Below are 23,916 nucleotides of genomic sequence, written 5' to 3' on the forward strand. Positions count from 1 at the left end.
GCCATGAGTAATCTCGCAGTGAAAGACCAGGTCGAGCGCGTGCCGGCCATTCAAACCGAATCGGCGACCATCATGTCGATCATCCAGCAGGTGGCCATGAGCCCCGACGCTGACATCGACAAGATGGAGCGCCTGATGCTGATGCACGAACGCTTCCAGGCTCAGCAGGCGAAGCAGCAATACGACGATGCCCTGGCTCACATGCAGGAAGAAATGCCGGTGATCGGCGAACGCGGCGGCATCAAGGACAAGAACGGCCGGGTCCAGAGCACCTATGCGCTCTGGGAAGACGTCAACGAAATGATCAAGCCGGTGATGGCCAAGTATGGATTCGCCATCACCTTCCGCACCCCTCGCAATGAGCGAGGCATCGAGGTCGAAGGTGTGCTGAGCCATCGCGCCGGCCACCGGGAAGTAACTTCGATTGTTCTGCCTGTCGATGCGTCCGGCAGCAAAAACGGCGTGCAGGCGGTCGCCTCTAGCGTCAGCTACGGCAAACGCTACACCGCAGGCCTGCTGCTGAACTTCACCACCACCGGCGAAGACGACGACGGCAACGGGCCGGCCGCGCAGGTGACGCCGCGCGTGACTTCAGCCCAGGCCGCGCAGCTCGCCATTCTGCTGGAGAAATGCAGCGACAAGGCGAAAGAGGCTTTCAAGAAGATGCACGGCACGCCGGCATCAGTTGAGAAGTCACTGTTCGACCAGGTGCTGGCCATGCTCACCAAGTCAGCCACCCAAAACAGCAAAACCACCGAAGGGAAAGACGATGAAAATCATCAGTAACGTTGAGCAAGGGACTCAAGAGTGGCTGGATCTACGCCTGGGCATCGTGACCTGCTCCGAGCTGGACACCCTGCTGGTCAACGGCAAGGGTGAGGCAGGTTTCGGCGCCGGCGCCTTCACCTACATGAACACGCTGATCGGCGAGCGCATCACCGGTGAAGCTGCCGATCCGTTCCAGGGTAACCGCCACACCGAGCGCGGCCATGAATACGAAGGCATCGCCCGCGGCCTGTACCAGTCGCAACTGGACGTCACCACCGAGCAGGTCGGCATCATCCTGAATCACGGTATCGGCTACTCGCCAGACTCGCTGATCGGCGAAGACGGCCTGTGCGAGATCAAGACCAAGCTGCCGAAATTTCAGGTGGAAGTGATCCTGTCCGGCGAGATCCCCAAGGAGCATGTCGCGCAGTGCCAGGGCGGCTTGTGGGTGTCGGATCGCGAGTGGATCGACTTCGTCAGCTACTGGCCGGGCATGAAGCTGTTCGTGAAGCGTGCCTACCGTGACGAAGTGATGATTCGCAAGATGAGCGAACGCGTCAAAACCTTCTACGAAATCCTCGACGAGCGCATGAACCGCGTGCTCGGCATCGCCGCTTAAGGAAACCCAATGCCAACACTTACCGACGTCGGCCGCATTGGCCGTGATGCTGAACTGCGCTACACCCCGGGCGGTGACGCTGTGGTCAATCTGGCCCTCGCCTGCGACTACGGTCGCAAGGGTCAGGATGGCAAGCGCCCGACTCAGTGGGTCGATGCCACCCTCTGGGGCAAGCAGGCCGAAGCCATGGCGCCCTATCTGCTCAAAGGCCAGCAGATCTACTTCACCATGGACGATGCCCACATCGAAACGTACGCCAAGACCAGCGGCGGCGAGGGCTTCAAGCTGACAGGCAAGATTATCCTGATCAAGTTCGTCGGCTCACCGCCTCAGGCGGCCAATCAGGCGCAGCAGCAGGCCAGGCCTCAGCAGTCCCGGCAGCAGGCGGCAGCCAGACCAGCCCAGAACCAGCAGGCAGCCCCGCCCGACAGCTTCGACGACGACATCCCCTTCGCGCCCCTCCACCCTTTAAACGGTGCCTGACATGGACCAAGCAATCGAACAAGCCGCAAAGCGGCAAAGTGGACTGGAGGCGGCGAAAGCTGCCTTCTTTGCATCCGGGGGTCAGGCACAGCTGATCCCTACTGGGATCGGCAAAGACAGTCCCGGTGTCGATCAAATCCCGAAGCCGGCGTACGGGTATCGGAACATCGAGGCGCCGAAGACCAAGCGCGGAAGAGTCATCAACAACGACGAAAAAGCCGCCCTGGCCGCTCAATTGGTGGAGTGTAAAGCGGCCGGCATGACACGGTATAAGGCCAGCAAGCACCTCGGCATCAGCGAAACTCTGTGCCGCCGGCTGATCGCCGATTACTCACTCGACTTCCCGGCATCAGCCTGATGCGCAGGATGGCACGCGTCCAGCAACGCAAACGACAAACCTGGCTGGCATTGCCGGCCAGCGGCATAGATGAGGTTGGCCATGGCCAAAAGTGGAAAGGAGCGGTCGGTCAAGGCTGCCAAGAAGCGGATCGAACTCGACGAGAAGGAACTCCGACATCGGTGCCGACTCGGCACACGCAACATTCTTGAAGAGTTGATGGCCTGGAACGAGGATACCGAGCAGGCCTCTGTTATCGAGGGCGTCCTACGGTACGTGCATTCGCTCGGACCTGAAGGTGCGCGGAATGCGCTTCGTGCGCGCCACGAAATCATAATTAGCGAGAGCGTGGCGCGTGAATTTCACAATCAAAGCTTGGTCGAGTTGAAACGCGATCCAGGCGACGAGATTGTCGCTCCGGACTAAAATTTGGAGGGAGCGGAAGGATTTTAACCCTCTGCGGAACTGTCCGGCAGCTGCATTACTCGTCCGACTCTTAACAATTGAATATCGATCGCTCCCAGCGCCGCCCCGCCCCATCCAAATGCTGCTGTTATAGCCATCAAAATTACTCCTAGATCGATATGGTAAATAAGTGGAATGCCATCAAGTAATGGAAAACCGCACAACGTCACTAGGCTCGATGCAATAAAAAAATAGCTTAAGAGTTTTTCTTTCACGCGAGCTGTTAGCCCGTGCTCATGAGAAATCGCCGCTAAGCGATCACTGTAGTGGTCGCGATCTTACACCTCAGACACCACCGCTATCAAATTATGCCACCACCGGTCACGGAGGCCGCGCCTACCTGGAAGAGCTTTCGAAGCTACCCGGTAGAAACGGTGATCCGCCGCGGCCCTTCTTTTTCTTGCGCTTTTTCACCGTCTTCGAGCCTAGAGCTCTTTTCATCGCAGCCTTCACAGCCTCTTCCGGCGTCAGCTCTATGCCATCTGCCGCAACTTGTGCCTTCGCCGTATCGAGACCATTGATGAACCGCTGGGTTCGTTTATCGAATGCCATTTTCACCCCTGATCCGGCCCATGCCAGGCCGAATACAAATACCCCACTTCAACGAATCACGCCAGCCGGCGAGGCTGGCGACTGCCTGGAGATTGTCATGAGCAGCTACTTCTACAAGACCAACGCCGCGCCGGCGCTGGCCGCCATCGAGGCATGGGGCGCCAAGCGGGTCGAATTTGACCGAAAGCGCGAGGCCCTCAAAGACGTATTCGGCGGTCCTAGCTCTCCAATGTATTCAGGCAATGACAGCTATGTCGGCGGCGTGAAGATCAGCGACAGTCGGGACCTTGACGTACATTGGCGGCGTCCGGACCAGTATGGCTACCGCGCTCTTCGGAATTCGGCAAAGCCGGAGAAAGGCGCCACGAAAGAAGCGAGAGCAGCGTACAAAGCTGAGCACGAACGGCTGCTTGGTTCGAGGCAACTACATTGCCCTGCGCGCATTAGAAAGGATGATGTATGGAAAGCTCTCGGCGTGGACTGGGGCAGTGTTTAGTTGAGCGGCGGCGTTTCCTTCAAGCATGAAGGCGTCATTTATCTCAACCTCGGATTCCAGCTGAAGGAAAACGGAGAGCACACCGTAGGTGCCGCCGAGATCGTGGCGGGCGAGTTTGAAGCTGCGCGCCAGCAGCTTTTGAATCAGCGCACCGTTGCCTGATCCTATGTGATCTATATTATTAAACCGTACTTTCTTTAGATCGATCTCTAACATAATGCATTGGATGCCCTTTTTTGATTTTTTGAAAGTACTTCAAATAGTGCTTTTCAAATGGGTGGTCATCCATCACAAGCGGCTCAACTTTTTCGCGCCCGCAAAATGCCAACAAATGGTTCATCGCCTCGGCCAACAAAAACACTGGCCTCGCAGGACTCTCTCCAAATTGAGTTTGAATTGGTTCTATCGATGCATACAGATACAACTCAGGCTCAGCAAGTTGCGGAAACACAAAATTCATCTCCTCGCTCAAATTTGAGCACTCGATTATCCATTGATCCAACTCCAAATCGGTTGGGATTCCCTTTGTGGTGGCAACAATCGAAGAGTATTTGAATGCCCACTGAGCCACCACATCCGCCTGACCGATTGCATCAAACACCTCGCCTGAGTAATGATTTTTGGGGAAGAGTTTTCGATACAAATCATTTTTCCTGAAAAAAATAACCTTTAACTCAGTCGCAATATAATCAAGCAGCTCTATAAAATCCTGTCTGTGACTCACATAAAGCTGAGCCCTGGTAAATGACTTACTATCCTCGGCAGACTGTTTTGATATATTGGCTGCCTTCCAAGATGCATATGCTGCAAATGCAGCAGCAATTGCAGAAACTCCGCCCACAACGTCCGCAACAGACGCCTCTTTCTTCCAAGTAAAGTCCGGAAGAATATTGAAATAAACTCCGCCAGCAAAGAACAGTAGTGCACATCCGCCCCAAACCATCCGATCCATTTTCAAACCACCTCTCCAAAATTTTTTAACGATTATGCCGAAGCCGCGCGCTCCCGGCGAGGATCCCCTATGTACGCACAACAGAAATTACCCCAGCTCGTCAACCGTCAGCCAAGCATGGGCCTGCCATTCGAAAAGGAACTTGTGGTGGACCTGTTCGCCGGCGGCGGCGGTGCCAGCACGGGGATAGCCCGGGCGTACCGGGAGCCGGATGTCGCGGTAAACCACAACCCGATCGCGCTGGCGGTTCACCGCGCCAACCATCCGCAAACGGCGCACTATGTTGCGGACGTGTTCGAGGTGGATCCGGTCCATGCCACGGGCGGCCAGCCGGTCGGCATTCTCTGGGCCTCACCGGATTGCCGGCATCACAGCAAGGCCAAGGGCGGCGCGCCGCGTGACCGCGGGGTGCGCGGGCTCGCCTGGGTGGTTGTTCGCTGGGCGCACGCCACCCGGCCTCGCCTGATGTTCCTGGAGAATGTCGAAGAGTTCTGCGATTGGGGTCCGATTGACGAAGACGGCCAGCCGATCAAGGCCGAGCGTGGACGGACTTTCAAGGCATTCATCGCCGCGCTCAGCACCGGTCTCGCCGCCGATCACCCGGACATGCCAGAGATCCTGCAATCGATCGGCGAATACGTCCCAGCGGAAAGCCTGGTGCGCGGTCTTGGCTACAACGTCGAATGGCGCGAGCGCATCGCGGCCAACGCTGGCACCCCGACCATCCGCAAGCGCCTGTACCTGGTGGCCCGAAGCGACGGTAAGCCGATAGTGTGGCCAGCGCCAAAGCGTTACAAAGTGCCGACGGCGAAACAGCAACCTTGGCGAACTGCCGCGGAATGCATCGACTGGAGCAACTTGGGCCGCACGATCTTCCGCGATAAACCGATGGCCATGAACACCATGCGCCGGGTGGCCAAGGGTTGCTGGCGACACGTGCTGACCAGTGCGAAGCCATTCATTGTCCCAATGCGCGGCACATCCGAAGCGCTCACCAGCACCCACGGCGTCGACGAGGCCTTATCGACCATCAGCGCCGGCGGCACGCATCACGCACTGGTGCAGCCGGTAGCGGCGCCGTTCCTCACCGAGTGCGCCAACGGATCGTCGCAGCGCAACTTCGACGCGCAAGAACCGCTGCGCACGCAGGTCGCCCAAGTCAAAGGCGGCCACTTCGCGATGGTTGCCGCGCACATGACAGCCTTCGGGCAGAACGCCGTCGGAAGCTCGCCGGAAGAGCTAACACAGACCGTGCTGGCCGGCGCCGCGCGACACGGTGTCGTCGCTGCGTTCTTCGAACAGGCGAATGGCGGGTATTACAAAGGCGACGGGCGCTCGGCCTTTGACCCTATCTCGACTATCTGCCAATCCGGCGCCAACCAGCGGCTGGTGAACGCCTACCTGGTGAAGTACTACGGCAACGAGAAAGACGGCATCTCGCTCACCGAACCGATGCACACCCTGCCGACGAAGGACCGGGTTGCGCTGGTCGAGGTGGTGCAAGTGCCGGACACACTGACGCCGGAGCAACTGGAAGGCGCCCGCCGCTGCGCCGCGTTCATGCACCAACATATGCCGGAGCACTTCAAAGACCCGGCGGACCTGGTCATGGTCGGTGGCTATGTGCTGGTCGACATCACCCTGCGCATGCTGCAGCCGCCAGAGCTGAAGGCAGCCCAGGGTTTCGACAAGGACTACATCATTGATCGCGGGCTGTTTGTTGACCCGGTGACCGGTGCCGAAGAGTGGCGCGACATCAACAAGACGGACCAGGTGCGGCTTATCGGCAACAGTGTTTGTCCGGACGAAGCAGAGGCTCTGGTAAGGGCGAACGCCTCCGACATCATTGAGCTTTACCAACGGCTCGCCGCATAGGCCTACGCTTCAACTACCGGAGGAAGCATTCCTCCTCCTCACTCTTCAAGCTCAAGCATCAGCATATCGGCAGCTATTACATCATCAATAGCTTCAGCACTTAGAGGCTCGCCCTTTTTATCACTTTTCTTAAGAACTTTTTTCCCAATTATCAGAAAAATCTTTCTAAAGACCAAATACTCACGAACGCCTTCATGCCCCAGCTGATATAAACGATTGCGTTCTTTGGCCCCGAAGTCTTCTGAAGACCTAAGCGGGTCCTCATAATTTTCAGGAAAACTCATGAACGTATACACCACATTAATTATTCTAGTGGGAATCCAGCTTCTCCCCCCTTCAGGATGATCGAAACCACTTACAACCCCACCAATGGTCTGACTTTGATCACCCCCACAAAAAAATGAGCCTTTAAGTTCTTCACCGCCGATTTTCAGCATATCTCGAAATTTGTGCCTTTGAAAGTCACGCTCAGATTCGAAAATCAATGTGTGAGTCTCAGTAGTGACTTTCTGACCCAATACTTCAGCGCGTGCTATCAGGCGCGCGCAAGTTACCCAGGCCACTCTATCATTTGTTAATTTACCGTCCACCACAAGCACTTGGGCAGCCCTCTCTATTAAGGACAAAGCGCTTTCTAAATTTGTAGCAGATTGAGAGTACTCTTTCTCATGATTGTGAGATTTAATCCCAACGAACATAGTACCTGCGATAAAAACCATAATAACTACTTGTATGCAATCTGCAGGAGTTAATGCCTGCGCCTTTAATGCACCACCCCACACCATCAAGATAGAAACAACAATGATTTCTATGCCAATTATAACAAAAGCCCATTTTTTACAGAAACTTACAAAAGCATCGCAGCAACTACGAATCCAATTACGCATTTCAATCCCAGCACCATGGTTAATTTTTAGACAAGAGAGCCGAATTCTTATAAAAGTTGCAACTCACCTCGTTTGTTTCAGGCTTTATTCGATCCTAGATTAATCCGAAAAACCTACAGTAACTGAAGACTAACATTCATACCAATTCCGACGCCACTAGCAGCGTCCTCCCCCTTCAAAGTCAGCCGCTATAGCGGCAAGGACGAAGTCATGCCCAGGAAAAATCACCTAATCGTCGACTCAGGATGTACTCAGGATAATGAGCGCTGGGCGCTCTCGGCTTGTGGGCTGCACGAAGATTCCGACGTAGAGTGGGATGGCACCCGCCAACGTGAGTCGGTCAGCTGTAAGCGGTGCCAGGCGCAAATGGCGAAACCGCCTAAGGCGCCGGAGCCATTCCATAAAGAGCGGCCCATTCTTTTCAACGGTGCGATGGTTCGCTCAATCTTGTCCGGACAAAAGACGGTTACGCGGCGCCCGATCAGGGGCTCTCAGATCCCGAGCCGCAGCAAGTCCGACTCCCCCGAACATCAGTGGATCGCCGTAGTTCAAGACCATCCGCGCTGGGGGTTCGCAGCGTTCGGTGCGACCGAGGAGGAATGCGCCGCTGAGCTGGCCATGTACGGGGGATGCCCTTATGGCAGCCGCGGCGATCGACTGTGGGTGCGCGAGACCTTCATCGATCTGCACGGCACCGGCGTCGAACACCGCCCGGACCCAGACGGCCCCCTCCAGCGCTACGCCTATGCAGCTGACTATTGCCCAGGTTCGCACAGCGACGAGGCGCGAAAGGATTTCGGCCTGAAGCACAAGCCCAGCATTCACATGCCGCGGGCTGCCTGCCGCATCCTGCTGGAGATCACCGACGTCCGAGTCGAGCGATTGCAGGACATCAGCGGAGACCAGGCAGAAGCCGAAGGTGTTGATGCCGCGATGTGTCAGCAGTTCCTGGAAACTTCACCGAGTCGACACCAGTGCAAGGAGGCGGTTATCCATGGGTTCGCCGGGCTCTGGCAGTCGACCGGTGGCGACTGGGACGCCAACCCCTGGGTCTGGGTCGTCGAGTTCAAGCGGGTGACGCCATGATCGCCCTCGCCTGGTTCGCCTACGTGTACTGCTACAAGGGGCCGCGGTGATGAGCCGAATCAGCGCCGCACCAAAGATAGACCGGTGCGGCGCCGCCTTCGGGATTGCTTTTAGGCTGCTGGCTGGTGATGAGACTGAGTAGATGCACCATTCGCAACATGAGATTGAGCCGACAAAACACAATTGCCAGCCGCGATACCTCGTGCACGATTCACACCCCACGCAAGCGCGGTGGTCATGGTGTCATTCGGCAAGGATTCGTGGGCTTCCTCAAACAGAGGAGCTCCATTTTTGTCGTAGACCCCGATAAACAATTGCGTTCTTCCCTTCCTCGAAATTCTGGCCTGCACGTCAATGATGGTGCCGTCGCTGACAACCTCATCGTAGGACCTACAGTGCAGCTCGCAGTCCGCCCAAAGCCAATACGTGGAACCTCTACGCATCATCTTAGTGGCCTCCGGTCTTGTCCGAGTTTCTATGGATACAGCACGGTAGAAAATATTTAGTACGACGAACAAACCGCGTCAACCGTCCCATAGCTGCCATTTGTCGGGCGGCTTCTTCGCGTGTAAATCACACATTAACCACCTTCTGCCGCCGCGGGCGGCATGGAGCACTTATGTCCGCAGAACTGGCGCAGGCGCCCTCTCGGCCCCGGCGCGAAAGCATCCTCCCTCGTTTCATCCGTGCCGGCGCCGCACCAATTTACCTAGGCATGTGCCGCGCCGAATTCGACAAAACCGTACGCCCATATGTCAGCGAGTTCCCCATCGGTGAGCGCGGTGTTGGCTTCGACCGCCAGGAGCTGGATGACTGGGCAACGGCGTATGTCGAGGCCAAAGCAATTGATAAAAAACGCGCCCCGGAGCAACAATTGCCCCGCAGCGAGCGCCTGAAAGGAGATAAATCATGGCGCGAAAATCGATCACAGGCCTCTCCGAGAGGAAAGGCATCTGGCATATCGACAAGAAAATCAACGGAGAACGACTTTACGAAAGCACTGGAACTGGTGACCGGGAAGAAGCGGAACGCTACCTGATCTTCAGGCTGGAGCAGATCCGCCAGCAGAAGGTGTATGGCGTAAAGAAGGTCAGGATCTGGCGGGAGGCGGCGACTCGCTTCCTGCTGGAATTTAAGGACCAGCCTTCAATCAAGTTATCGGCACACCACCTTTCTCAGCTGGACCCGTTCATTGGCGATATACCGCTCACCCACATTGATGACGAAGCCCTGGTGCCCTTCATCAAGGACAGGTTGGCGACCAAGAAGCTCGAGGACGGCAAGGTAAAGAAGGGTGTAAGCAACAGAACGGTGAATATCTCGATCGAGCGTGTGGTTCGGGTTTTATCGTTGTGTGCCAGGAAGTGGCGAGACGATGAGCGCAGGCCGTGGCTGGATAGCGTGCCAATGCTCACGAAATTGGAAGAGAAGAAGTCGAGCCGCAAGCCCTATCCGATGTCCTGGCAAGAGCAGTCGATTCTATTTGCGGAATTGCCGGCTCACCTGCAAACGATGGCGCTGTTCAAGGTGAACACCGGCACCCGGGAGCAGGAGGTCTGCAAGCTGCGATGGGATTGGGAAATCTCGGTACCGGAACTCGGCACGAGTGTATTTCTGATCCCTGCTGATTTTGGTGGCAGACACGAACGGTCCGGCGTTAAAAACGGTGATGAGCGCCTGGTCGTGCTCAACAACGTGGCCAAGTCGATCATCGAGCAGCAGCGCGGTCTGAGCAAGGAATGGGTTTTTCCCTACAACGGTACCGCGATGCACCGGATGAACGACTCGGCTTGGAAGAAGGCGCGGGTGAGAGCGGCGAAACTCTGGCAGGAGGAAAACCTTCGCCCCGCTCACCCAGGTTATGCATCCATAAGGATCCACGACCTCAAACACACATTTGGCCGACGGCTACGCGCAGCTGGCGTCACCGAGGAAGACCGAAAGGCACTTCTGGGCCACAAGAACGGCAGCATCACCAGTCACTATTCGGGCGCTGAGCTCGGGCATCTGATTGAAGCTGCAAACATGGTATCAGCAACCGATTCGCGTGGACCGGTGCTGACAATCTTGAAGAGGAAACAGGCGTGAAAAATCGAGAAGTCACGCAAAAGTCACGCACATGAAAAAGCCCAACTCGCGAAAGTTGGGCTAAGTCATTGAATTATATGGTCGGGACGGAGTGATTCGAACACTCGACCCCTAGCACCCCATGCTAGTGCGCTACCGGACTGCGCTACGCCCCGACTAGGCGTGTATCGTGTTCCTCACCTCGAGGAACGCTCAAGAATATATCGCAAGCTTTTGAAAACTGGAAGTATTTAAAAGCAGAAATTTATTTCTTGAGGACAACCAGGACATCTTCGAGCTCGGCAATCATCTGCCGGATCATCTGTTTGTACTGGGTGGTGTCGTCTTTGGCTTCATCGCCGGACAGGCGCAGGCGTGCGCCGCCAATGGTGAAACCCTGATCGTACAGCAGCGCGCGGATCTGCCGGATCATCAGCACGTCCTGGCGCTGATAATACCGGCGGTTTCCGCGGCGTTTGACGGGGTTGAGTTGAGGAAACTCCTGCTCCCAGTAGCGCAGCACGTGTGGTTTTACCGCACACAGCTCGCTGACTTCACCAATGGTGAAGTAGCGTTTGCCTGGGATGACGGGAAGCTCGTCGTTATGACTTGGTTCCAGCATAAGCCTCAACTCGGGCCTTCAACTTCTGCCCTGGACGAAAGGTGACCACACGGCGAGCCGTGATCGGGATTTCTTCCCCCGTTTTCGGGTTGCGGCCAGGCCGCTGGCGTTTGTCCCGAAGGTCGAAATTGCCGAAACCGGACAATTTGACCTGCTCGTTGTCTTCGAGAGCGTGCCTGATTTCCTCGAAAAACAGTTCGACCAATTCCTTGGCTTCCCGCTTGTTCAGGCCCAGCTCTTCATACAGACGTTCCGCCATCTCAGCTTTCGTCAAAGCCCCCATACGTCACTTCCTTAACGTGGCGTCCAACCTTTGTTCGAGCGAGGTGAGGATATTTTGCGTCGTGGAATTCACCTCATCGTCATTAAGAGTGCGCGATGGATGCTGCCAGGTCAAGCCAACTGCAAGGCTTTTTCTATCAGGATCAATGCCTTTACCCTGATACACGTCAAATAGCCTGAGGTCTGTCAGCCATTCGCCTGCATTTTCACGGATTACGTCCAGTACTGCCGCGGCCGCAACATCTTTGTGAGCAATCAATGCAAGGTCACGACGCACTTCAGGAAAGCGCGACAACTCGTGGAATTTAGGCATTTTACCCGAGGCCACTTCCGCCAGGACCAGCTCGAAAACGAAGACTGGACGGTCCAGACCCAGGGTTTTCGACAGTTCCGGGTGGATGGCGCCGACGAAACCGACCAGACGACCTTCTCGCTCGATGCGCGCGGTTTGACCCGGGTGCAACGCAGGGTGTTTGCCCGGCACGAAAGTGAAGGCATCCAGCGCACCGGCAAAGCCCAGCACCGCTTCCACGTCAGCCTTGACGTCGAAGAAGTCGACCGTATCGCGACCCTGTGCCCAGCCTTCCGGCAGGCGGCTGCCGCAGACGACACCGGCCAGCATCGGCTCTTGCTTCAGGCCTTCCAACTGGCCGACGAAACGCAGGCCGCTTTCGAACAGGCGAACGCGATCCTGCTGACGGTTCAGGTTGTGCTGAAGCGCCTTGACCAGGCCTGGCCACAGGGACGAGCGCATGGCGGCCATGTCGTTCGAGATCGGGTTGGCCAGCAGCAACGGCTCGACACCTGGATTGAACAGTTCGAACTGTTTCGGATCGATGAAGCTGTAGGTGATCGCTTCCTGGTAACCACGGGCGACCAACAGGCGACGCAGTTCAGGCAGGTCGCTACGGGCTTCAGCCTTGGCTTGCGGCGCCAGGCGCGCTTGCGGGTAACGAACCGGCAGGCGGTTGTAGCCGTATAGGCGGGCCAGCTCTTCGATCAGGTCGACTTCCAGGCTGATGTCGAAGCGATGGCTTGGCACTTCTACGCGCCACTGCCCTGCCCCGTCGGCAGAAACGGTCAGGCCCAAGCCGTTGAGCAGGCGCTCGACTTCGGCCGAATCCATTTCCATGCCCAGCATCTGGGTGATGCGCTGGGCACGCAGGGTGACCGGGGCAATCTTCGGCAGGTGTTGTTCGCTGACGGTCTCGATGATCGGGCCGGCTTCGCCACCGGTGATTTCCAGCAGCAGGCCGGTGGCGCGCTCCATGGCTTCACGGGCCAGTTGCCAGTCCACGCCACGCTCGTAGCGGTGCGAGGCATCGGTGTGCAGGCCATAGGAACGGGCCTTGCCAGCGACGGCGATCTGATCGAAGAACGCGCTTTCGAGGAAGATGTCGCGGGTGGTCGCGGTGTTCACACCGCTGTGCTCGCCACCCATGACGCCGGCGATGGCCAGGGCGCGGGTGTGGTCGGCGATCACCAGCGTATCGCTACGCAGGCTGACTTCCTGACCGTCGAGCAGTACCAGCTTCTCGCCTTCTTCCGCCATGCGCACGCGGATGCCGCCATTGATTTCGGCAAGATCGAAGGCGTGCAGCGGTTGACCCAGCTCCAGCATCACATAGTTGGTGATGTCGACGGCAGCGTCGATGCTGCGCACGTCGCCACGACGCAGGCGTTCAACCATCCACAGCGGCGTTGGCTTGGTCAGGTCGACATTGCGGATCACTCGGCCCAGGTAACGCGGGCAGGCAGCCGGCGCCAGGACTTCGATCGAACGCACTTCGTCGTGCACCGCAGGCACGGCAGGTACCACCGGACGGGTGACTTCAGCGGCATACAGCGCACCGACTTCGCGGGCCAGACCGGCCAGGGACAGGCAGTCGCCACGGTTCGGGGTCAGGTCGACCTCGATGCTGGCATCGTCCAGTTTCAGGTATTCACGAATGTCCTGACCAACCGGCGCATCGGCCGGCAATTCCATCAGGCCGTCGTTGCCTTCGCCCACTTGCAGCTCGGCTTGCGAGCACAGCATGCCGTTGGACTCGACGCCCCGCAGCTTGGCTTTCTTGATCTTGAAGTCGCCCGGCAATTCGGCACCGATGGTGGCGAACGGGATCTTCAGGCCCGGGCGCACGTTTGGCGCGCCGCACACCACCTGGAAAGTTTCCGAGCCGTTGCTGACCTGGCACACGCGCAACTTGTCGGCGTCCGGGTGCTGTTCGGTGCTCAGCACCTCGCCCACGATGACGCCACTGAATTCACCGGCGGCCTGCGTAACGCTATCGACCTCAAGACCGGCCATCGACAGACGGGCAACCAGCTCGTCGCGACTTACCTGCGGGCTTACCCAGCCACGCAGCCATTGTTCACTGAATTTCATCCTGCTCTCCTAAGAATTCGTTACGACTAGCGAAATTGCGCGAGGAACCGCAAGTCGTTGTCGAAGAACAGACGCAAGTCGTTCACGCCATAACGCAGCATGGCCAGGCGCTCGACGCCCATGCCGAAGGCGAAGCCCGAAAACTCTTCCGGGTCGATCCCGGACATGCGCAGCACGTTCGGGTGAACCATGCCGCAGCCCATCACTTCCAGCCAGCCGGTCTGCTTGCAGACGCGGCAGCCTTTACCGCTGCACATCACGCATTCCATGTCGACTTCTGCCGATGGCTCGGTGAACGGGAAGTAGGAAGGACGGAAACGCACGGCCAGTTCTTTTTCGAAGAACACCCGCAGGAATTCTTCGATGGTGCCTTTGAGATCGGCGAAATTGATGTCGCGATCGACCAGCAGGCCTTCGACCTGGTGGAACATCGGCGAGTGGGTGATATCCGAGTCGCTACGGTACACACGGCCTGGGCAGACGATGCGGATCGGCGGCTGTTTCGACTCCATGGTGCGGACCTGTACCGGCGAGGTATGGGTGCGCAGCAACATGTTGGCGTTGAAATAGAAGGTGTCATGCATCGACCGGGCCGGGTGATGGCCTGGGATGTTGAGTGCTTCGAAGTTGTGGTAGTCGTCTTCGACCTCAGGGCCTTCGGCAATGCCGTAGCCGATATGGGTGAAGAACTGTTCGATACGTTCCAGAGTGCGCGTAACCGGATGCAGGCCACCCGAGGTCTGGCCGCGGCCAGGCAGGGTCACGTCAATGGACTCGGCAGACAGTTTGGCGGCCAGGTCGGCCTCTTCAAACAGTGCCTTGCGGGCATTGAGAACCTCTGTGACACGCTCCTTGGCAACGTTGATCAGGGCGCCGACTTGCGGACGCTCTTCTGCCGGCAAATTCCCCAGGGTCTTCATCACCTGAGTCAACTCGCCCTTCTTGCCAAGGTAGTGAACCCGGATTTGCTCCAGGGCATTGATATCTTCAGCGCTTTGCACAGCCTCTAGTGCTTGAGAGACGAGCGCATCCAGGTTTTCCATGTACAGACTCCAGATACAAAATAGGGGAAGAGCTTGAAGGCTCTTCCCCTATTTATGACGTTTAACACCTGGCCCCACGGAGGTGAGGCCGGGTGACTGTCGGGGGTACTTAAGCCAAGGTGGCTTTAGCTTTCTCGACAATCGCAGCAAACGCCGCTTTTTCGTTCACTGCCAGATCAGCCAGAACCTTACGGTCGATCTCGATGGACGCTTTTTTCAGGCCGGCGATGAAACGGCTGTAGGACAGACCGTTGATACGAGCACCAGCGTTGATACGAGCGATCCACAGAGCGCGGAACTGACGTTTTTTCTGACGACGGTCACGGTAGGCGTATTGGCCTGCCTTGATTACCGCTTGCTTGGCAACACGGAATACGCGGGAGCGTGCGCCGTAGTAGCCTTTAGCAAGTTTCAGAATTTTTTTGTGACGCTTACGGGCAATGACGCCACGCTTTACACGAGCCATGAGTTACTTCCTCTATTCTTGACTAAAATTAACGAAGGCGCAGCATGCGCTCGACTTTTGCCACGTCAGACGGATGCAGCAAGCTGCTACCGCGCAGTTGACGCTTACGCTTGGTCGACATTTTGGTCAGGATGTGGCTCTTGAAAGCGTGCTTGTGCTTGATACCGTTAGCAGTTTTCAGAAACCGCTTAGCAGCACCACTTTTGGTCTTCATTTTTGGCATGTTCGGATACTCCGCATTCAGTTGATAAACATAATCAGAAGGCCTGCCGTGCCCTGTTGATTACTTCTTCTTTTTCGGGGCGATGACCATGATCAGCTGGCGTCCTTCCATCTTAGGATGCTGTTCGACCGAACCGTACTCGAGCAAGTCACCTTCAACTCGCTTGAGGAGTTCCATCCCCAGCTCCTGGTGGGCCATCTCACGGCCGCGGAATCGCAAGGATACCTTGGCCCTGTCCCCGTCACTCAGGAAACGTACCAGGTTGCGCAGTTTTACCTGGTAATCCCCTTCCTCCGTCCCTGGACGAAACTTGATTTCTTTAACCTGGATCTGCTTCTGGTTTTTCTTGGCCGCAGCAATCTGCTTCTTCTTCTCGAAGATCGATTTGCCGTAGTCCATCAGTTTGCAAACAGGTGGTACTGCATCGGCGGAAATCTCCACCAGATCCAGTTTGGCCTCTTCAGCCTTAAGAAGCGCGTCTTCAATTGACACAATCCCGAGCTGTTCACCTTCAGCCCCAATTAACCGAACCTCGCGTGCCGAGATATTCTCGTTGATCGGGGCTTTCGGTGCAGTTCGTTTATCTTGTCTCATTTCACGCTTAATAATAATTACTCCGAATCTTGGCGACCACGCCGGGAAACCGCTTGCGCGAGGAACTCAGCGAACTGGGCGACGGGCATCGAGCCCAGGTCAGCACCTTCACGAGTACGCACAGCGACAGTCTGCATCTCGACTTCCCGATCTCCGATAACCAAGAGATAAGGAACCTTGAGCAAAGTATGCTCTCGGATTTTAAAGCCGATTTTTTCATTTCTCAAGTCAGACTTGGCACGAAACCCGCTTTCGTTGAGAGTTTTTTCCACTTCGGCGGCAAAATCTGCCTGCTTGTCAGTGATATTCATGATCACTGCCTGGGTCGGAGCCAGCCACGCAGGGAATGCACCCTCGTAGTGCTCGATCAGGATTCCGACGAAACGTTCGAAGGAGCCCAGGATCGCCCGATGCAACATCACCGGATGCTTGCGGCTGTTGTCTTCGGAGACGAATTCGGCACCCAGACGGACAGGCAGGTTAAAATCGAGCTGCAGGGTACCACATTGCCAGACACGGCCAAGGCAATCTTTTAGCGAGAACTCGATCTTCGGACCGTAGAACGCACCTTCACCCGGCTGCAGATCGTACGGCAAGCCAGCACTATCAAGGGCTGCAGCCAGCGCAGCTTCAGCGCGATCCCACAACTCGTCGGAACCGACGCGTTTTTCCGGACGAGTGGACAGCTTCATCTCGACGTCTTTAAAGCCGAAATCGGCGTAGACGTCCATGGTCAGCTTGATGAATGCCGCGGATTCGGCCTGCATCTGCTCTTCGGTGCAGAAGATGTGGGCGTCGTCCTGAGTGAACGCACGTACGCGCATGATGCCGTGCAGCGCACCCGATGGCTCGTTACGGTGGCAGGCACCGAATTCGGCCAGGCGCATCGGCAACTCGCGGTAGCTTTTCAGGCCCTGGTTGAACACCTGCACGTGGCAAGGGCAGTTCATTGGCTTGATCGCGTAGTCGCGGTTTTCCGACTGGGTGGTGAACATGTTGTCGGCGTAATTGGCCCAGTGCCCGGATTTTTCCCACAGGCTGCGGTCAACGACCTGTGGAGTCTTGATCTCCAGGTAACCGTTGTCGCGTTGCACCTTGCGCATGTACTGCTCGAGCACCTGGTACAGGGTCCAGCCGTTCGGGTGCCAGAACACCATGCCCGGCGACTCTTCCTGGGTGTGGAACAGGCCCAGGCGCTTGCCGATCTTGCGGTGGTCGCGCTTCTCGGCTTCTTCGATGCGCTGGATGTAGGCCGCCAGCTGCTTCTTGTCAGCCCATGCGGTGCCGTAGACGCGCTGCAATTGCTCGTTCTTGGCATCGCCACGCCAGTAGGCGCCGGACAACTTGGTCAGCTTGAAGGATTTCAGGAAGCGGGTGTTCGGCACGTGCGGACCGCGGCACATGTCGACGTATTCTTCGTGATAGTACAGGCCCATGGCCTGCTCGTTCGGCATGTCCTCGACCAGGCGCAGCTTGTAGTCTTCGCCACGGGCCTTGAACACTTCGATCACTTCGGCGCGCGGAGTGACTTTCTTGATCACGTCGTAATCTTTTTCGATCAGCTGCTGCATGCGCTGTTCGATGGCGGCCAGGTCGTCCGGGGTGAAAGGACGCTCGAAGGCGATGTCGTAATAGAAGCCTTCGTCAATGACCGGACCGATGACCATCTTGGCCGTCGGGTACAGTTGCTTCACCGCGTGACCGACCAGGTGGGCGCAAGAGTGGCGAATGATCTCCAGCCCCTCTTCATCCTTTGGCGTGATGATTTGCAGCGTGGCGTCGCTGCTGATGGTGTCGCTGGCGTCGACCAGCTTGCCGTCGACCTTGCCCGCTACGGTGGCCTTGGCCAGGCCGGCACCGATGGATGCGGCGACCTCGGCTACGGAAACCGGGTGATCGAATGAACGTTGACTGCCGTCGGGAAGAGTAATAGTTGGCATGGCGCCTCCTCTCCTAGTGGTGACCCCTACCAAAGGTCACGTGGGTTGGGATGAGCCAGTACAAGATCCGATCCAGGCCATTCAATGACGAACGCCTGCCTTACAGCGGCAGGAGCCTTGCGGCCAACCGGGAAACCGAACCAGAGTGACTGGGATTCAAATCAGGGTTATTCGGGCATCTGCCGCGGCCGGGACTGAAGGTCGACCGGCGCCTGCGAACGCCCGAGCCAGGCATGCTAGCACAGATGAACGGTCGTGGCGGTGAAGAGGTTTTCTGGCGGGGCAAATCCGTTGTTTTATGCCAGAGTGCTGAACTTGAACCGCGCTTTACCCCTCAGATAACAAGACATTGACCCACAAGGAGCATCCCAGCATGCGTCTGAATCGTTTGTTCGCAGTCATCGCCCCTGTCGTTCTCCTGCTGCCCCTGGCCGCCCATGCGGACTGGCCCAAGGGCGAGCGGCAGAAATACATGGCGCAGTGCGTGCCTGCGGCCGCGGAGAAGATTGGCACGCCGGCCGCGAAATCCCACTGCGCCTGTGGCGCCGACGCTATCAAGTCGTACCCGGCCAGCGATATTCAGGCTTTGATGAACAACACCGCAAGTGATGATCTGAAGAAACAGGCCCTGGACAAAATTGCTAAATGCAAGGCCACCAGCAAAGAGGCGAAATGACCCCTTTCCAGTGCTTTCGAACCATGATTTGCCGGTAAAAAGCCGCCCAATCAGCCCCTTTCCTACAATTTATTCAGGTTTTACAGCTTTTTTTATTGCCTTCACTTTCGGCTGAAAGCCTTATAAACCGGGGCTTTCAGCCCCACAAGCGAACAAAGAATGTGCGACTGTAGGGCAAACAACCGCTGTGGGGGGCTCCCAAAGCGAACATTTCGACTATGATACTCGGGTGTGCCCAGTTGGCCTGAGCAGCACAGTACTACTGAAAATATATGTTTCTTGGAGATACACCATGTCTAATCGCCAAACCGGCACCGTTAAATGGTTCAACGATGAAAAAGGCTTCGGCTTCATCACTCCTCAAGGTGGCGGTGACGACCTGTTCGTACACTTCAAAGCTATCGAAAGCGACGGTTTCAAAAGCCTGAAAGAAGGCCAGACTGTTTCCTTCGTGGCTGAGAAAGGCCAAAAGGGTATGCAAGCTGCTCAAGTTCGCCCAGAGTAATTTCCAGGCGCACTAAAAAAACCCCGTCCATGTGACGGGGTTTTTTATGGGCGACACATAAGCCTGATCGATCAGCCGCAGTTGACGCGGGTGACGACCCGATTGGCATCGGTGTTGAGGTTCAGGCGGTCGGAGCGGTATTCCAGCGTGATCATGTCGTTAGGCTGCAGGAACCGTGCGTTCTGAGCGCCGGCACGGGTGCGTGCCTGCTCCAGCAGCTCAGGCGACGCCTGCTTGCCGATGGTGAATTCGGCCGCTTTGGCCTCGCAACGGCTATGACCTGACTCCGTGGTAGTGGCTGGGTCAGTCGGCTCGGTGGTGGCCGTGCTGCAACCGACCAGCATGGCAGCAGCCAGCACAGTACCCAATGACGCGAGCTTCCAAGGCATGACGCCTCCTTATTTCAATGATTTAGCTGAATTCTTGCGACCGCCAATGCGGCGTTTGGTTTCACGGGGGAGCCCAGGCATCCCGTCCTTAAACACGGACAAACGACAAGTTTGCCTGAGCAGCGCCCTGCCCTTCACCTTTCAATCGTGACGGGATATGAACGGCTCTCAGTAGACGTCGATGTAGTCAAAAGCCGGTTTTGGCCAGTTCTGCTTCAACGCATTGTAGATCTGCATGACCCAGACTTCATCACTGGCCGCCACCCGCCCGACATAACCTGACCCCTTGGCCCAGGTCTCCAGGCGAAACAGCAAGCCGTCGATATCGGTGCCACCCACGACCCCCGATGAAATATAGGCGATGCCGCCCTTGGTCACGCGCAATTGCGTGTGCTCATCGTCGCTGGCTGCAGCCAACAACTGACGCACTGTTTCAAGGGTCAAGCCGCCGGGAGTGTTCAAATCGATCTGCACAGCGCGGTCCTTGAATAATTGTCAAAGACCAAGTGTCGCATAGCCCTGCGCTCATGCCTAAGTCGCAGTGCCAAAAGCGCCATAAAGTGATTAACTCGACACTCACAATTCTCCCTGACTCTCGAGCCCTACCATGACCACCGTGAGCATCGACGCCGATATCAAGATCAAATGGCCGGACGGCCATATTTCTTACAGCCCCGGCAGCCCGGAAGAGCTGGCCATCATCGGCATTGACCTCTTGGTCAAGGACCTGGGCACCGAAGCGGCACGGTCTTTCATCGACCAGATTTTCGAAAAACACTCGAACAATCATGGTGCCGGGCAAACGCAGCGAGGGTGAGCCCCCAGGGTTCGAGCGCTACTTCAGACGCGCCAGGCGCTCGGTCAACAGATCGAAGAATCCCTGGGCGTCACCGTCTTCAACCCAAAAAGCGTTGTTCGGCGCCTTGAGGCTGTCATACCAGTCGACGATGGTCTGGCCAAACGTCGGACCTTCGCGGCTGTCGACCACCACATTGACCGAGCGGCCACTGAACAGCGCCGGCTTGAGCAGGTAGGCGATGACCGTGGCGTCATGCACCGGGCCACCGGGAATGCCATAGCGCGCCATGTCACCGCCGATGCATTCATTCAGGATGTCGCCCACCAGCTTGCCGGCCTTGTTGTTCAACGCCGCAATCCGCTCCAGGCGCGCGTCATTGGTGAGGATCTTGTGGGTCACGTCCAGCGGCAGATAGACCAGATTTACGCCACTCTTGAGCACCACCTCGGCAGCGTGCGGATCGGCGAACAGGTTGAATTCCGCCACCGGCGTAATGTTACCGCCGTTGAAGTGCGCACCGCCCATGATCACCACTTCCTTGATGCCCCGAACGATCCCAGGCTCGCGCATCAGCGCCAGGGCAAGGTTGGTCTGCGGCCCCAACATGGCGATGGTGATGCTCTGGGGCCTGGCGGCCAGCAGCGTGTCGATCAGGAAGTCGATCGCGCTGCCCTCGGCCAGGCCTTGCTTGGGCCCATGGACCGCGACGCCCGGCAAACCTTCTTCGCCGTGGACGTGCTCGGCATAGATGGGCGTGCGTTTCAGCGGTTTCGGCGCCCCGGCATACACCGGCACCGCTTCGCACCCGGCCCACTCCAGGGCAAGCCGGGCATTGCGCGAGGTTTTGTCCAGGCGCACGTTGCCGGCGACCGTGGTCAATGCGCGCACGTTCAATTCCTGCGGCGATGCCAGGGCAAACAGCAAGGCAATCACATCGTCGGCACCGGGATCGGTATCGATGATCAGGTCGATCGGTTGTGGCGCCTGGTTTGCGCTGATCGGGATCAAAACGTCACCCCGGCCACCAGCACGATGTTGCAGTAAGGCTGACATTCGCCGGTCCGCACGATCGCTCGCGCCTGTCGACTGAGGACCTTGAACTGTTCATGGCTGAGCAGTTCGCGCCGCCCCAGCGCACCCTCGACTTCCAGTGCGTCCAGGACCGCCAGTGCCGGCGGCTGCCGGTCGAGGATCTCCTGCGCCAGCACATGGCTTTCGACCTGCATTTCGCTGAGCACGACTTTCAGGGTGCTGATGAAATCCGGAATGCCCTGGGTCAGGGCCAGGTCGATCAACTCGACACCGGGCGGTACCGGCAGGCCCGCATCGCCGATCACCACAGTGTCGCCATGCCCCAGGGAGGCGATCAGCCGCGACAGCGCGACATTGAGCAAAGGAGTCTTTTTCATGATGTTTTAAACGCCTGCACGTCGGCCAGGGTGGGGATCGAGGGTTGCGCGCCAGCCCGGGTGACCGACAACGCAGCGGCGACCTGCCCGAACCGTATCGCCTGGGCTTCGCTCTGGCCGGCCACCAACGCTGCGGCAAAGCCACCCACGAAGGTATCGCCGGCCGCCGTGGTATCGAGCGCCTTCACGCTCGGCGCCGGGAAATGCTCAAAGCCTTTGCCATCGGCAAACAGCGAGCCTTGGGCGCCGAGGGTGATGATGACCTTGCCGGCGCCCATCTCGATCAGGCGAGTGGCCGCAGTCTGCGCCGATTGCAGCGAGTCCACCGGCAAACCGCTGAGCGCCGCCGCTTCACTTTCGTTGGGGATCAGGTAGTCGATGGACGCATACCAATCCGCCGGCAACGGTCGGCTGGCCGGCGCGGGGTTGAGGATCACGGTCTTGCCCAGTTCACGGGCGCGCTTGAGCGCATGACCGACCGTGGCGTCCGGCATTTCCAGCTGGCAGATGATCACGTCCGCCTCCTGCAGCACCGCATCGAAACAGCCGAGCACCGCCGGCGTCAGTGCGCCGTTGGCCCCGGCGACGATCACGATGGCGTTCTGGCTGTTGTCGTCGACCACGATCAACGCCACGCCACTGGTGCCCTGCACGGCGCTGACAGCCCGACAATCGATGCCCTCGTCCAGCAACGCCTGGCGCAACACCTGGCCATAGGCATCGCTGCCCACGCAGCCCACCATCGACACCTGCGCGCCGAGGCGCGCGGCCGCCACAGCCTGGTTCGCGCCCTTGCCGCCACAGACGGTCGCAAACGACTGGCCGATCAGTGTTTCTCCACCACGGGGCAAGCGCGGCGCCCGGGTCACCAGGTCCATGTTCAAGCTGCCGACTACCACTACTTTTGCTGACATTACATTGCTACTCATCAAGACGGTTTCAGCGCTGCTTTGGATTCAGCGGTACTTTTTGTTTATCGGTACTGCTCAAACACCCCAGCCAACGGCGCGGTGGATTCGCGCATGACGATGCTGGGGGTGACGATCCGTTGCTCGGTCGAAAGGGTCGGCGTGGCGATCCGGCGCAGCAGCACCCCGGCCGCCATTTCGCCCAGTTGCAGGATCGACTGCCCCACGGTGGTCAAGGCCGGATAGACATAACGGCTCATCTGGATGTCGTCAAAGCCGATCACCGACAGGTCCGTGGGCACGCGGATATTGCGCTCGGCGGCGGCACGCAGCACGCCAAAACCGATCATGTCGTTGGCGGCAAAAATCGCGCTGGGCGGATTATGTTCCAGCAGCGTCGCGGCGGCGCTGTAACCACCGGTGCTGGTGAAATCGCTTTCCAGCATGCGCTCGGGCGCAACGCTGAGGCCTGCCTCTGCAAGGGCCCGGCAAAATCCGGCCAGACGCATCTGCGCCACACTGGTGGTCGCCGGGCCGCTGATGGTGGCGATATCCCGATGCCCCAACTCCAGCAGGTGCCGGGTGGCCAGGTAGGCGCCGTACTCGTGGTCGATGCGCACCAGGTCCGCATCGACGCCTTCGAGCGCGCGGTCGACGATCACCATCGGCGTGCGCACGTTCGCCAGGCCCTGGGCCAGCCCGCTGTCACCCCCGGCCGAGGCGACGATCAGCCCGTCGATGCGTTTCTCAAGCAGTACCCGCAGGTAGCTGCGCTGCTTGTCCGGGTTGTCGTCGGAATTGCACAGGATCACGCAATAGCCATTGCGCTCACAATAATCCTCGATGCCCCGCGCCAGCTCGGCGAAGTACGGGTTGAGGCTGTTGGGCACCAGCAGGCCGATGGTGGCCGTGGTCTTGGCCTTGAGTGACCGGGCCACGGCACTGGGTACGTAGTCGAGGGTCTTGATCGCGGCCTCGACCTTGACCCGCACTTCTTCACTGACCGGCCGGGTCTTGTTCACCACGTGGGAAACCGTGGTGTAGGAAATCCCCGCCAGTGCCGCTACATCCTTGATCGTTGCCATGA

32 protein-coding genes and 1 tRNA gene are annotated in these 23,916 nt (G+C 57.9%); 14 read left to right on the top strand and 19 right to left on the bottom strand.

The genetic code is table 11. From position 1 onward, the window contains the following. The first annotated feature begins 3 nt into the window (after positions 1 to 3). From ACM6I6_RS27965 to ACM6I6_RS27985, 5 genes are all read left to right on the top strand, one after another. Entirely contained in the window at positions 4 to 786 is a 783-nt protein-coding gene (locus ACM6I6_RS27965) for an ERF family protein (protein ID WP_414921046.1), read from the top strand. Continuing rightward, complete coding sequence (locus ACM6I6_RS27970) at positions 770 to 1,387, top strand: lambda exonuclease family protein (protein ID WP_223504275.1); 618 nt, start codon at positions 770 to 772, stop codon at positions 1,385 to 1,387. Before ACM6I6_RS27965 ends, ACM6I6_RS27970 begins: the two co-directional genes overlap by 17 nt. Before the next feature lie 9 nt (positions 1,388 to 1,396). Beyond that, positions 1,397 to 1,870 (top strand): single-stranded DNA-binding protein, encoded by a 474-nt coding sequence (ssb, locus tag ACM6I6_RS27975; protein WP_414921047.1) that lies wholly within the window; start codon positions 1,397 to 1,399, stop codon positions 1,868 to 1,870. A gap of 1 nt (position 1,871) precedes the next feature. Then, on the top strand, positions 1,872 to 2,228 hold the full coding sequence (locus ACM6I6_RS27980) for a hypothetical protein (protein WP_414921048.1): 357 nt from the start codon (positions 1,872 to 1,874) through the stop codon (positions 2,226 to 2,228). A gap of 81 nt (positions 2,229 to 2,309) precedes the next feature. Beyond that, complete coding sequence (locus tag ACM6I6_RS27985; protein WP_414921049.1) at positions 2,310 to 2,633, top strand: hypothetical protein; 324 nt, start codon at positions 2,310 to 2,312, stop codon at positions 2,631 to 2,633. A gap of 23 nt (positions 2,634 to 2,656) precedes the next feature. On the opposite strand, the gene ACM6I6_RS27990 is transcribed toward ACM6I6_RS27985, so the two are convergent. Both ACM6I6_RS27990 and ACM6I6_RS27995 read right to left on the bottom strand, forming a co-directional pair. Continuing rightward, positions 2,657 to 2,887: a hypothetical protein gene (locus tag ACM6I6_RS27990; RefSeq protein WP_414921050.1), complete on the bottom strand. Its 231-nt coding sequence runs from the start codon at positions 2,885 to 2,887 to the stop codon at positions 2,657 to 2,659. A gap of 121 nt (positions 2,888 to 3,008) precedes the next feature. Next, positions 3,009 to 3,224 (bottom strand): hypothetical protein, encoded by a 216-nt coding sequence (locus ACM6I6_RS27995; RefSeq protein ID WP_414921051.1) that lies wholly within the window; start codon positions 3,222 to 3,224, stop codon positions 3,009 to 3,011. Positions 3,225 to 3,321: 97 nt separating this feature from the next. Between ACM6I6_RS27995 and ACM6I6_RS28000 the strand changes: the two genes are divergently transcribed. Then, positions 3,322 to 3,720: a hypothetical protein gene (locus ACM6I6_RS28000; protein WP_414921052.1), complete on the top strand. Its 399-nt coding sequence runs from the start codon at positions 3,322 to 3,324 to the stop codon at positions 3,718 to 3,720. Then, a complete protein-coding gene (locus ACM6I6_RS28005) occupies positions 3,721 to 3,882 on the top strand; it encodes a hypothetical protein (RefSeq protein ID WP_414921053.1) in 162 nt (53 codons plus the stop codon). Positions 3,883 to 3,901: 19 nt separating this feature from the next. On the opposite strand, the gene ACM6I6_RS28010 is transcribed toward ACM6I6_RS28005, so the two are convergent. Next, a complete protein-coding gene (locus ACM6I6_RS28010; protein ID WP_414921054.1) occupies positions 3,902 to 4,672 on the bottom strand; it encodes a hypothetical protein in 771 nt (256 codons plus the stop codon). A 69-nt stretch (positions 4,673 to 4,741) separates the two neighbouring features. On the opposite strand from ACM6I6_RS28010, the gene ACM6I6_RS28015 reads away from it, so the two are divergent. Beyond that, positions 4,742 to 6,547 carry a DNA cytosine methyltransferase gene (locus ACM6I6_RS28015; protein ID WP_414921055.1) on the top strand — a complete coding sequence of 602 codons (1,806 nt, stop codon included), beginning with the start codon at positions 4,742 to 4,744 and terminating at the stop codon, positions 6,545 to 6,547. 38 nt (positions 6,548 to 6,585) lie between these two features. Here the strand turns inward: ACM6I6_RS28015 and ACM6I6_RS28020 are convergent, their stop codons facing one another. Continuing rightward, a complete protein-coding gene (locus ACM6I6_RS28020; protein WP_414921056.1) occupies positions 6,586 to 7,434 on the bottom strand; it encodes a hypothetical protein in 849 nt (282 codons plus the stop codon). 366 nt (positions 7,435 to 7,800) lie between these two features. Between ACM6I6_RS28020 and ACM6I6_RS28025 the strand changes: the two genes are divergently transcribed. The 3 genes from ACM6I6_RS28025 to ACM6I6_RS28035 all read left to right on the top strand — a co-directional run bounded on the left by ACM6I6_RS28025 (position 7,801) and on the right by ACM6I6_RS28035 (position 10,608). Continuing rightward, on the top strand, positions 7,801 to 8,520 hold the full coding sequence (locus tag ACM6I6_RS28025; RefSeq protein ID WP_414921143.1) for a hypothetical protein: 720 nt from the start codon (positions 7,801 to 7,803) through the stop codon (positions 8,518 to 8,520). Between the two features lie 619 nt (positions 8,521 to 9,139). Continuing rightward, complete coding sequence (locus ACM6I6_RS28030) at positions 9,140 to 9,559, top strand: hypothetical protein (RefSeq protein ID WP_323626311.1); 420 nt, start codon at positions 9,140 to 9,142, stop codon at positions 9,557 to 9,559. After that, positions 9,445 to 10,608 (top strand): tyrosine-type recombinase/integrase, encoded by a 1,164-nt coding sequence (locus ACM6I6_RS28035; RefSeq protein WP_414921144.1) that lies wholly within the window; start codon positions 9,445 to 9,447, stop codon positions 10,606 to 10,608. The genes ACM6I6_RS28030 and ACM6I6_RS28035 overlap by 115 nt, the downstream gene beginning before the upstream one ends. 78 nt (positions 10,609 to 10,686) lie before the next feature. Here the strand turns inward: ACM6I6_RS28035 and ACM6I6_RS28040 are convergent. From ACM6I6_RS28040 to thrS, 9 genes are all read right to left on the bottom strand, one after another. Further along, positions 10,687 to 10,763, bottom strand: a tRNA-Pro gene (locus ACM6I6_RS28040). Positions 10,764 to 10,852: 89 nt separating this feature from the next. Next, a complete protein-coding gene (locus ACM6I6_RS28045; protein WP_003179985.1) occupies positions 10,853 to 11,209 on the bottom strand; it encodes a MerR family transcriptional regulator in 357 nt (118 codons plus the stop codon). Continuing rightward, positions 11,190 to 11,492 carry an integration host factor subunit alpha gene (ihfA, locus tag ACM6I6_RS28050; RefSeq protein WP_002553164.1) on the bottom strand — a complete coding sequence of 101 codons (303 nt, stop codon included), beginning with the start codon at positions 11,490 to 11,492 and terminating at the stop codon, positions 11,190 to 11,192. Before ihfA ends, ACM6I6_RS28045 begins: the two co-directional genes overlap by 20 nt. Positions 11,493 to 11,495: 3 nt before the next feature. After that, on the bottom strand, positions 11,496 to 13,877 hold the full coding sequence (pheT, locus tag ACM6I6_RS28055; protein ID WP_274076531.1) for a phenylalanine--tRNA ligase subunit beta: 2,382 nt from the start codon (positions 13,875 to 13,877) through the stop codon (positions 11,496 to 11,498). Between the two features lie 26 nt (positions 13,878 to 13,903). After that, positions 13,904 to 14,920 carry a phenylalanine--tRNA ligase subunit alpha gene (pheS, locus tag ACM6I6_RS28060; protein WP_007905876.1) on the bottom strand — a complete coding sequence of 339 codons (1,017 nt, stop codon included), beginning with the start codon at positions 14,918 to 14,920 and terminating at the stop codon, positions 13,904 to 13,906. A 109-nt stretch (positions 14,921 to 15,029) separates the two neighbouring features. Continuing rightward, positions 15,030 to 15,386: a 50S ribosomal protein L20 gene (gene rplT, locus ACM6I6_RS28065; protein WP_007905879.1), complete on the bottom strand. Its 357-nt coding sequence runs from the start codon at positions 15,384 to 15,386 to the stop codon at positions 15,030 to 15,032. A 28-nt stretch (positions 15,387 to 15,414) separates the two neighbouring features. Further along, positions 15,415 to 15,609 carry a 50S ribosomal protein L35 gene (gene rpmI / locus ACM6I6_RS28070; protein ID WP_002553160.1) on the bottom strand — a complete coding sequence of 65 codons (195 nt, stop codon included), beginning with the start codon at positions 15,607 to 15,609 and terminating at the stop codon, positions 15,415 to 15,417. A 60-nt stretch (positions 15,610 to 15,669) separates the two neighbouring features. After that, positions 15,670 to 16,221 (bottom strand): translation initiation factor IF-3, encoded by a 552-nt coding sequence (gene infC / locus ACM6I6_RS28075; RefSeq protein WP_172435703.1) that lies wholly within the window; start codon positions 16,219 to 16,221, stop codon positions 15,670 to 15,672. Beyond that, entirely contained in the window at positions 16,221 to 18,143 is a 1,923-nt protein-coding gene (gene thrS / locus ACM6I6_RS28080; RefSeq protein ID WP_046815517.1) for a threonine--tRNA ligase, read from the bottom strand. The genes infC and thrS overlap by 1 nt, the downstream gene beginning before the upstream one ends. 373 nt (positions 18,144 to 18,516) lie before the next feature. Here thrS and ACM6I6_RS28085 point away from each other — a divergent pair, with 373 nt between their 5' ends. After that, on the top strand, positions 18,517 to 18,819 hold the full coding sequence (locus tag ACM6I6_RS28085; protein ID WP_414921057.1) for a hypothetical protein: 303 nt from the start codon (positions 18,517 to 18,519) through the stop codon (positions 18,817 to 18,819). A 292-nt stretch (positions 18,820 to 19,111) separates the two neighbouring features. Next, positions 19,112 to 19,324, top strand: coding sequence for a cold-shock protein (locus ACM6I6_RS28090; RefSeq protein ID WP_003179963.1), 213 nt, complete (start codon positions 19,112 to 19,114; stop codon positions 19,322 to 19,324). 71 nt (positions 19,325 to 19,395) lie between these two features. On the opposite strand, the gene ACM6I6_RS28095 is transcribed toward ACM6I6_RS28090, so the two are convergent. Then, positions 19,396 to 19,713, bottom strand: a complete 318-nt coding sequence (locus ACM6I6_RS28095) for an I78 family peptidase inhibitor (RefSeq protein WP_274076533.1) — start codon at positions 19,711 to 19,713, stop codon at positions 19,396 to 19,398. A 168-nt stretch (positions 19,714 to 19,881) separates the two neighbouring features. Beyond that, complete coding sequence (locus ACM6I6_RS28100) at positions 19,882 to 20,187, bottom strand: hypothetical protein (protein WP_274076534.1); 306 nt, start codon at positions 20,185 to 20,187, stop codon at positions 19,882 to 19,884. 133 nt (positions 20,188 to 20,320) lie between these two features. Between ACM6I6_RS28100 and ACM6I6_RS28105 the strand changes: the two genes are divergently transcribed. Beyond that, a complete protein-coding gene (locus ACM6I6_RS28105) occupies positions 20,321 to 20,530 on the top strand; it encodes a hypothetical protein (protein WP_274076535.1) in 210 nt (69 codons plus the stop codon). 18 nt (positions 20,531 to 20,548) lie between these two features. Here the strand turns inward: ACM6I6_RS28105 and ACM6I6_RS28110 are convergent, their stop codons facing one another. From ACM6I6_RS28110 to ACM6I6_RS28125, 4 genes are read right to left on the bottom strand one after another with little or no spacing between them, the layout of a single operon-like run. Next, positions 20,549 to 21,565, bottom strand: coding sequence for a nucleoside hydrolase (locus ACM6I6_RS28110; protein WP_414921058.1), 1,017 nt, complete (start codon positions 21,563 to 21,565; stop codon positions 20,549 to 20,551). Then, positions 21,517 to 21,921, bottom strand: a complete 405-nt coding sequence (rbsD, locus tag ACM6I6_RS28115) for a D-ribose pyranase (RefSeq protein ID WP_414921059.1) — start codon at positions 21,919 to 21,921, stop codon at positions 21,517 to 21,519. The genes ACM6I6_RS28110 and rbsD overlap by 49 nt, the downstream gene beginning before the upstream one ends. Beyond that, on the bottom strand, positions 21,918 to 22,835 hold the full coding sequence (gene rbsK, locus ACM6I6_RS28120; RefSeq protein ID WP_414921060.1) for a ribokinase: 918 nt from the start codon (positions 22,833 to 22,835) through the stop codon (positions 21,918 to 21,920). The genes rbsD and rbsK overlap by 4 nt, the downstream gene beginning before the upstream one ends. A 59-nt stretch (positions 22,836 to 22,894) precedes the next feature. Then, a complete protein-coding gene (locus ACM6I6_RS28125) occupies positions 22,895 to 23,914 on the bottom strand; it encodes a LacI family DNA-binding transcriptional regulator (RefSeq protein ID WP_274076539.1) in 1,020 nt (339 codons plus the stop codon). Positions 23,915 to 23,916 lie beyond the last annotated feature (2 nt).

It is taken from the genome of Pseudomonas sp. IT-P218, assembly GCF_949767605.1.
GTDB lineage: Bacteria > Pseudomonadota > Gammaproteobacteria > Pseudomonadales > Pseudomonadaceae > Aquipseudomonas > Aquipseudomonas putida_AE.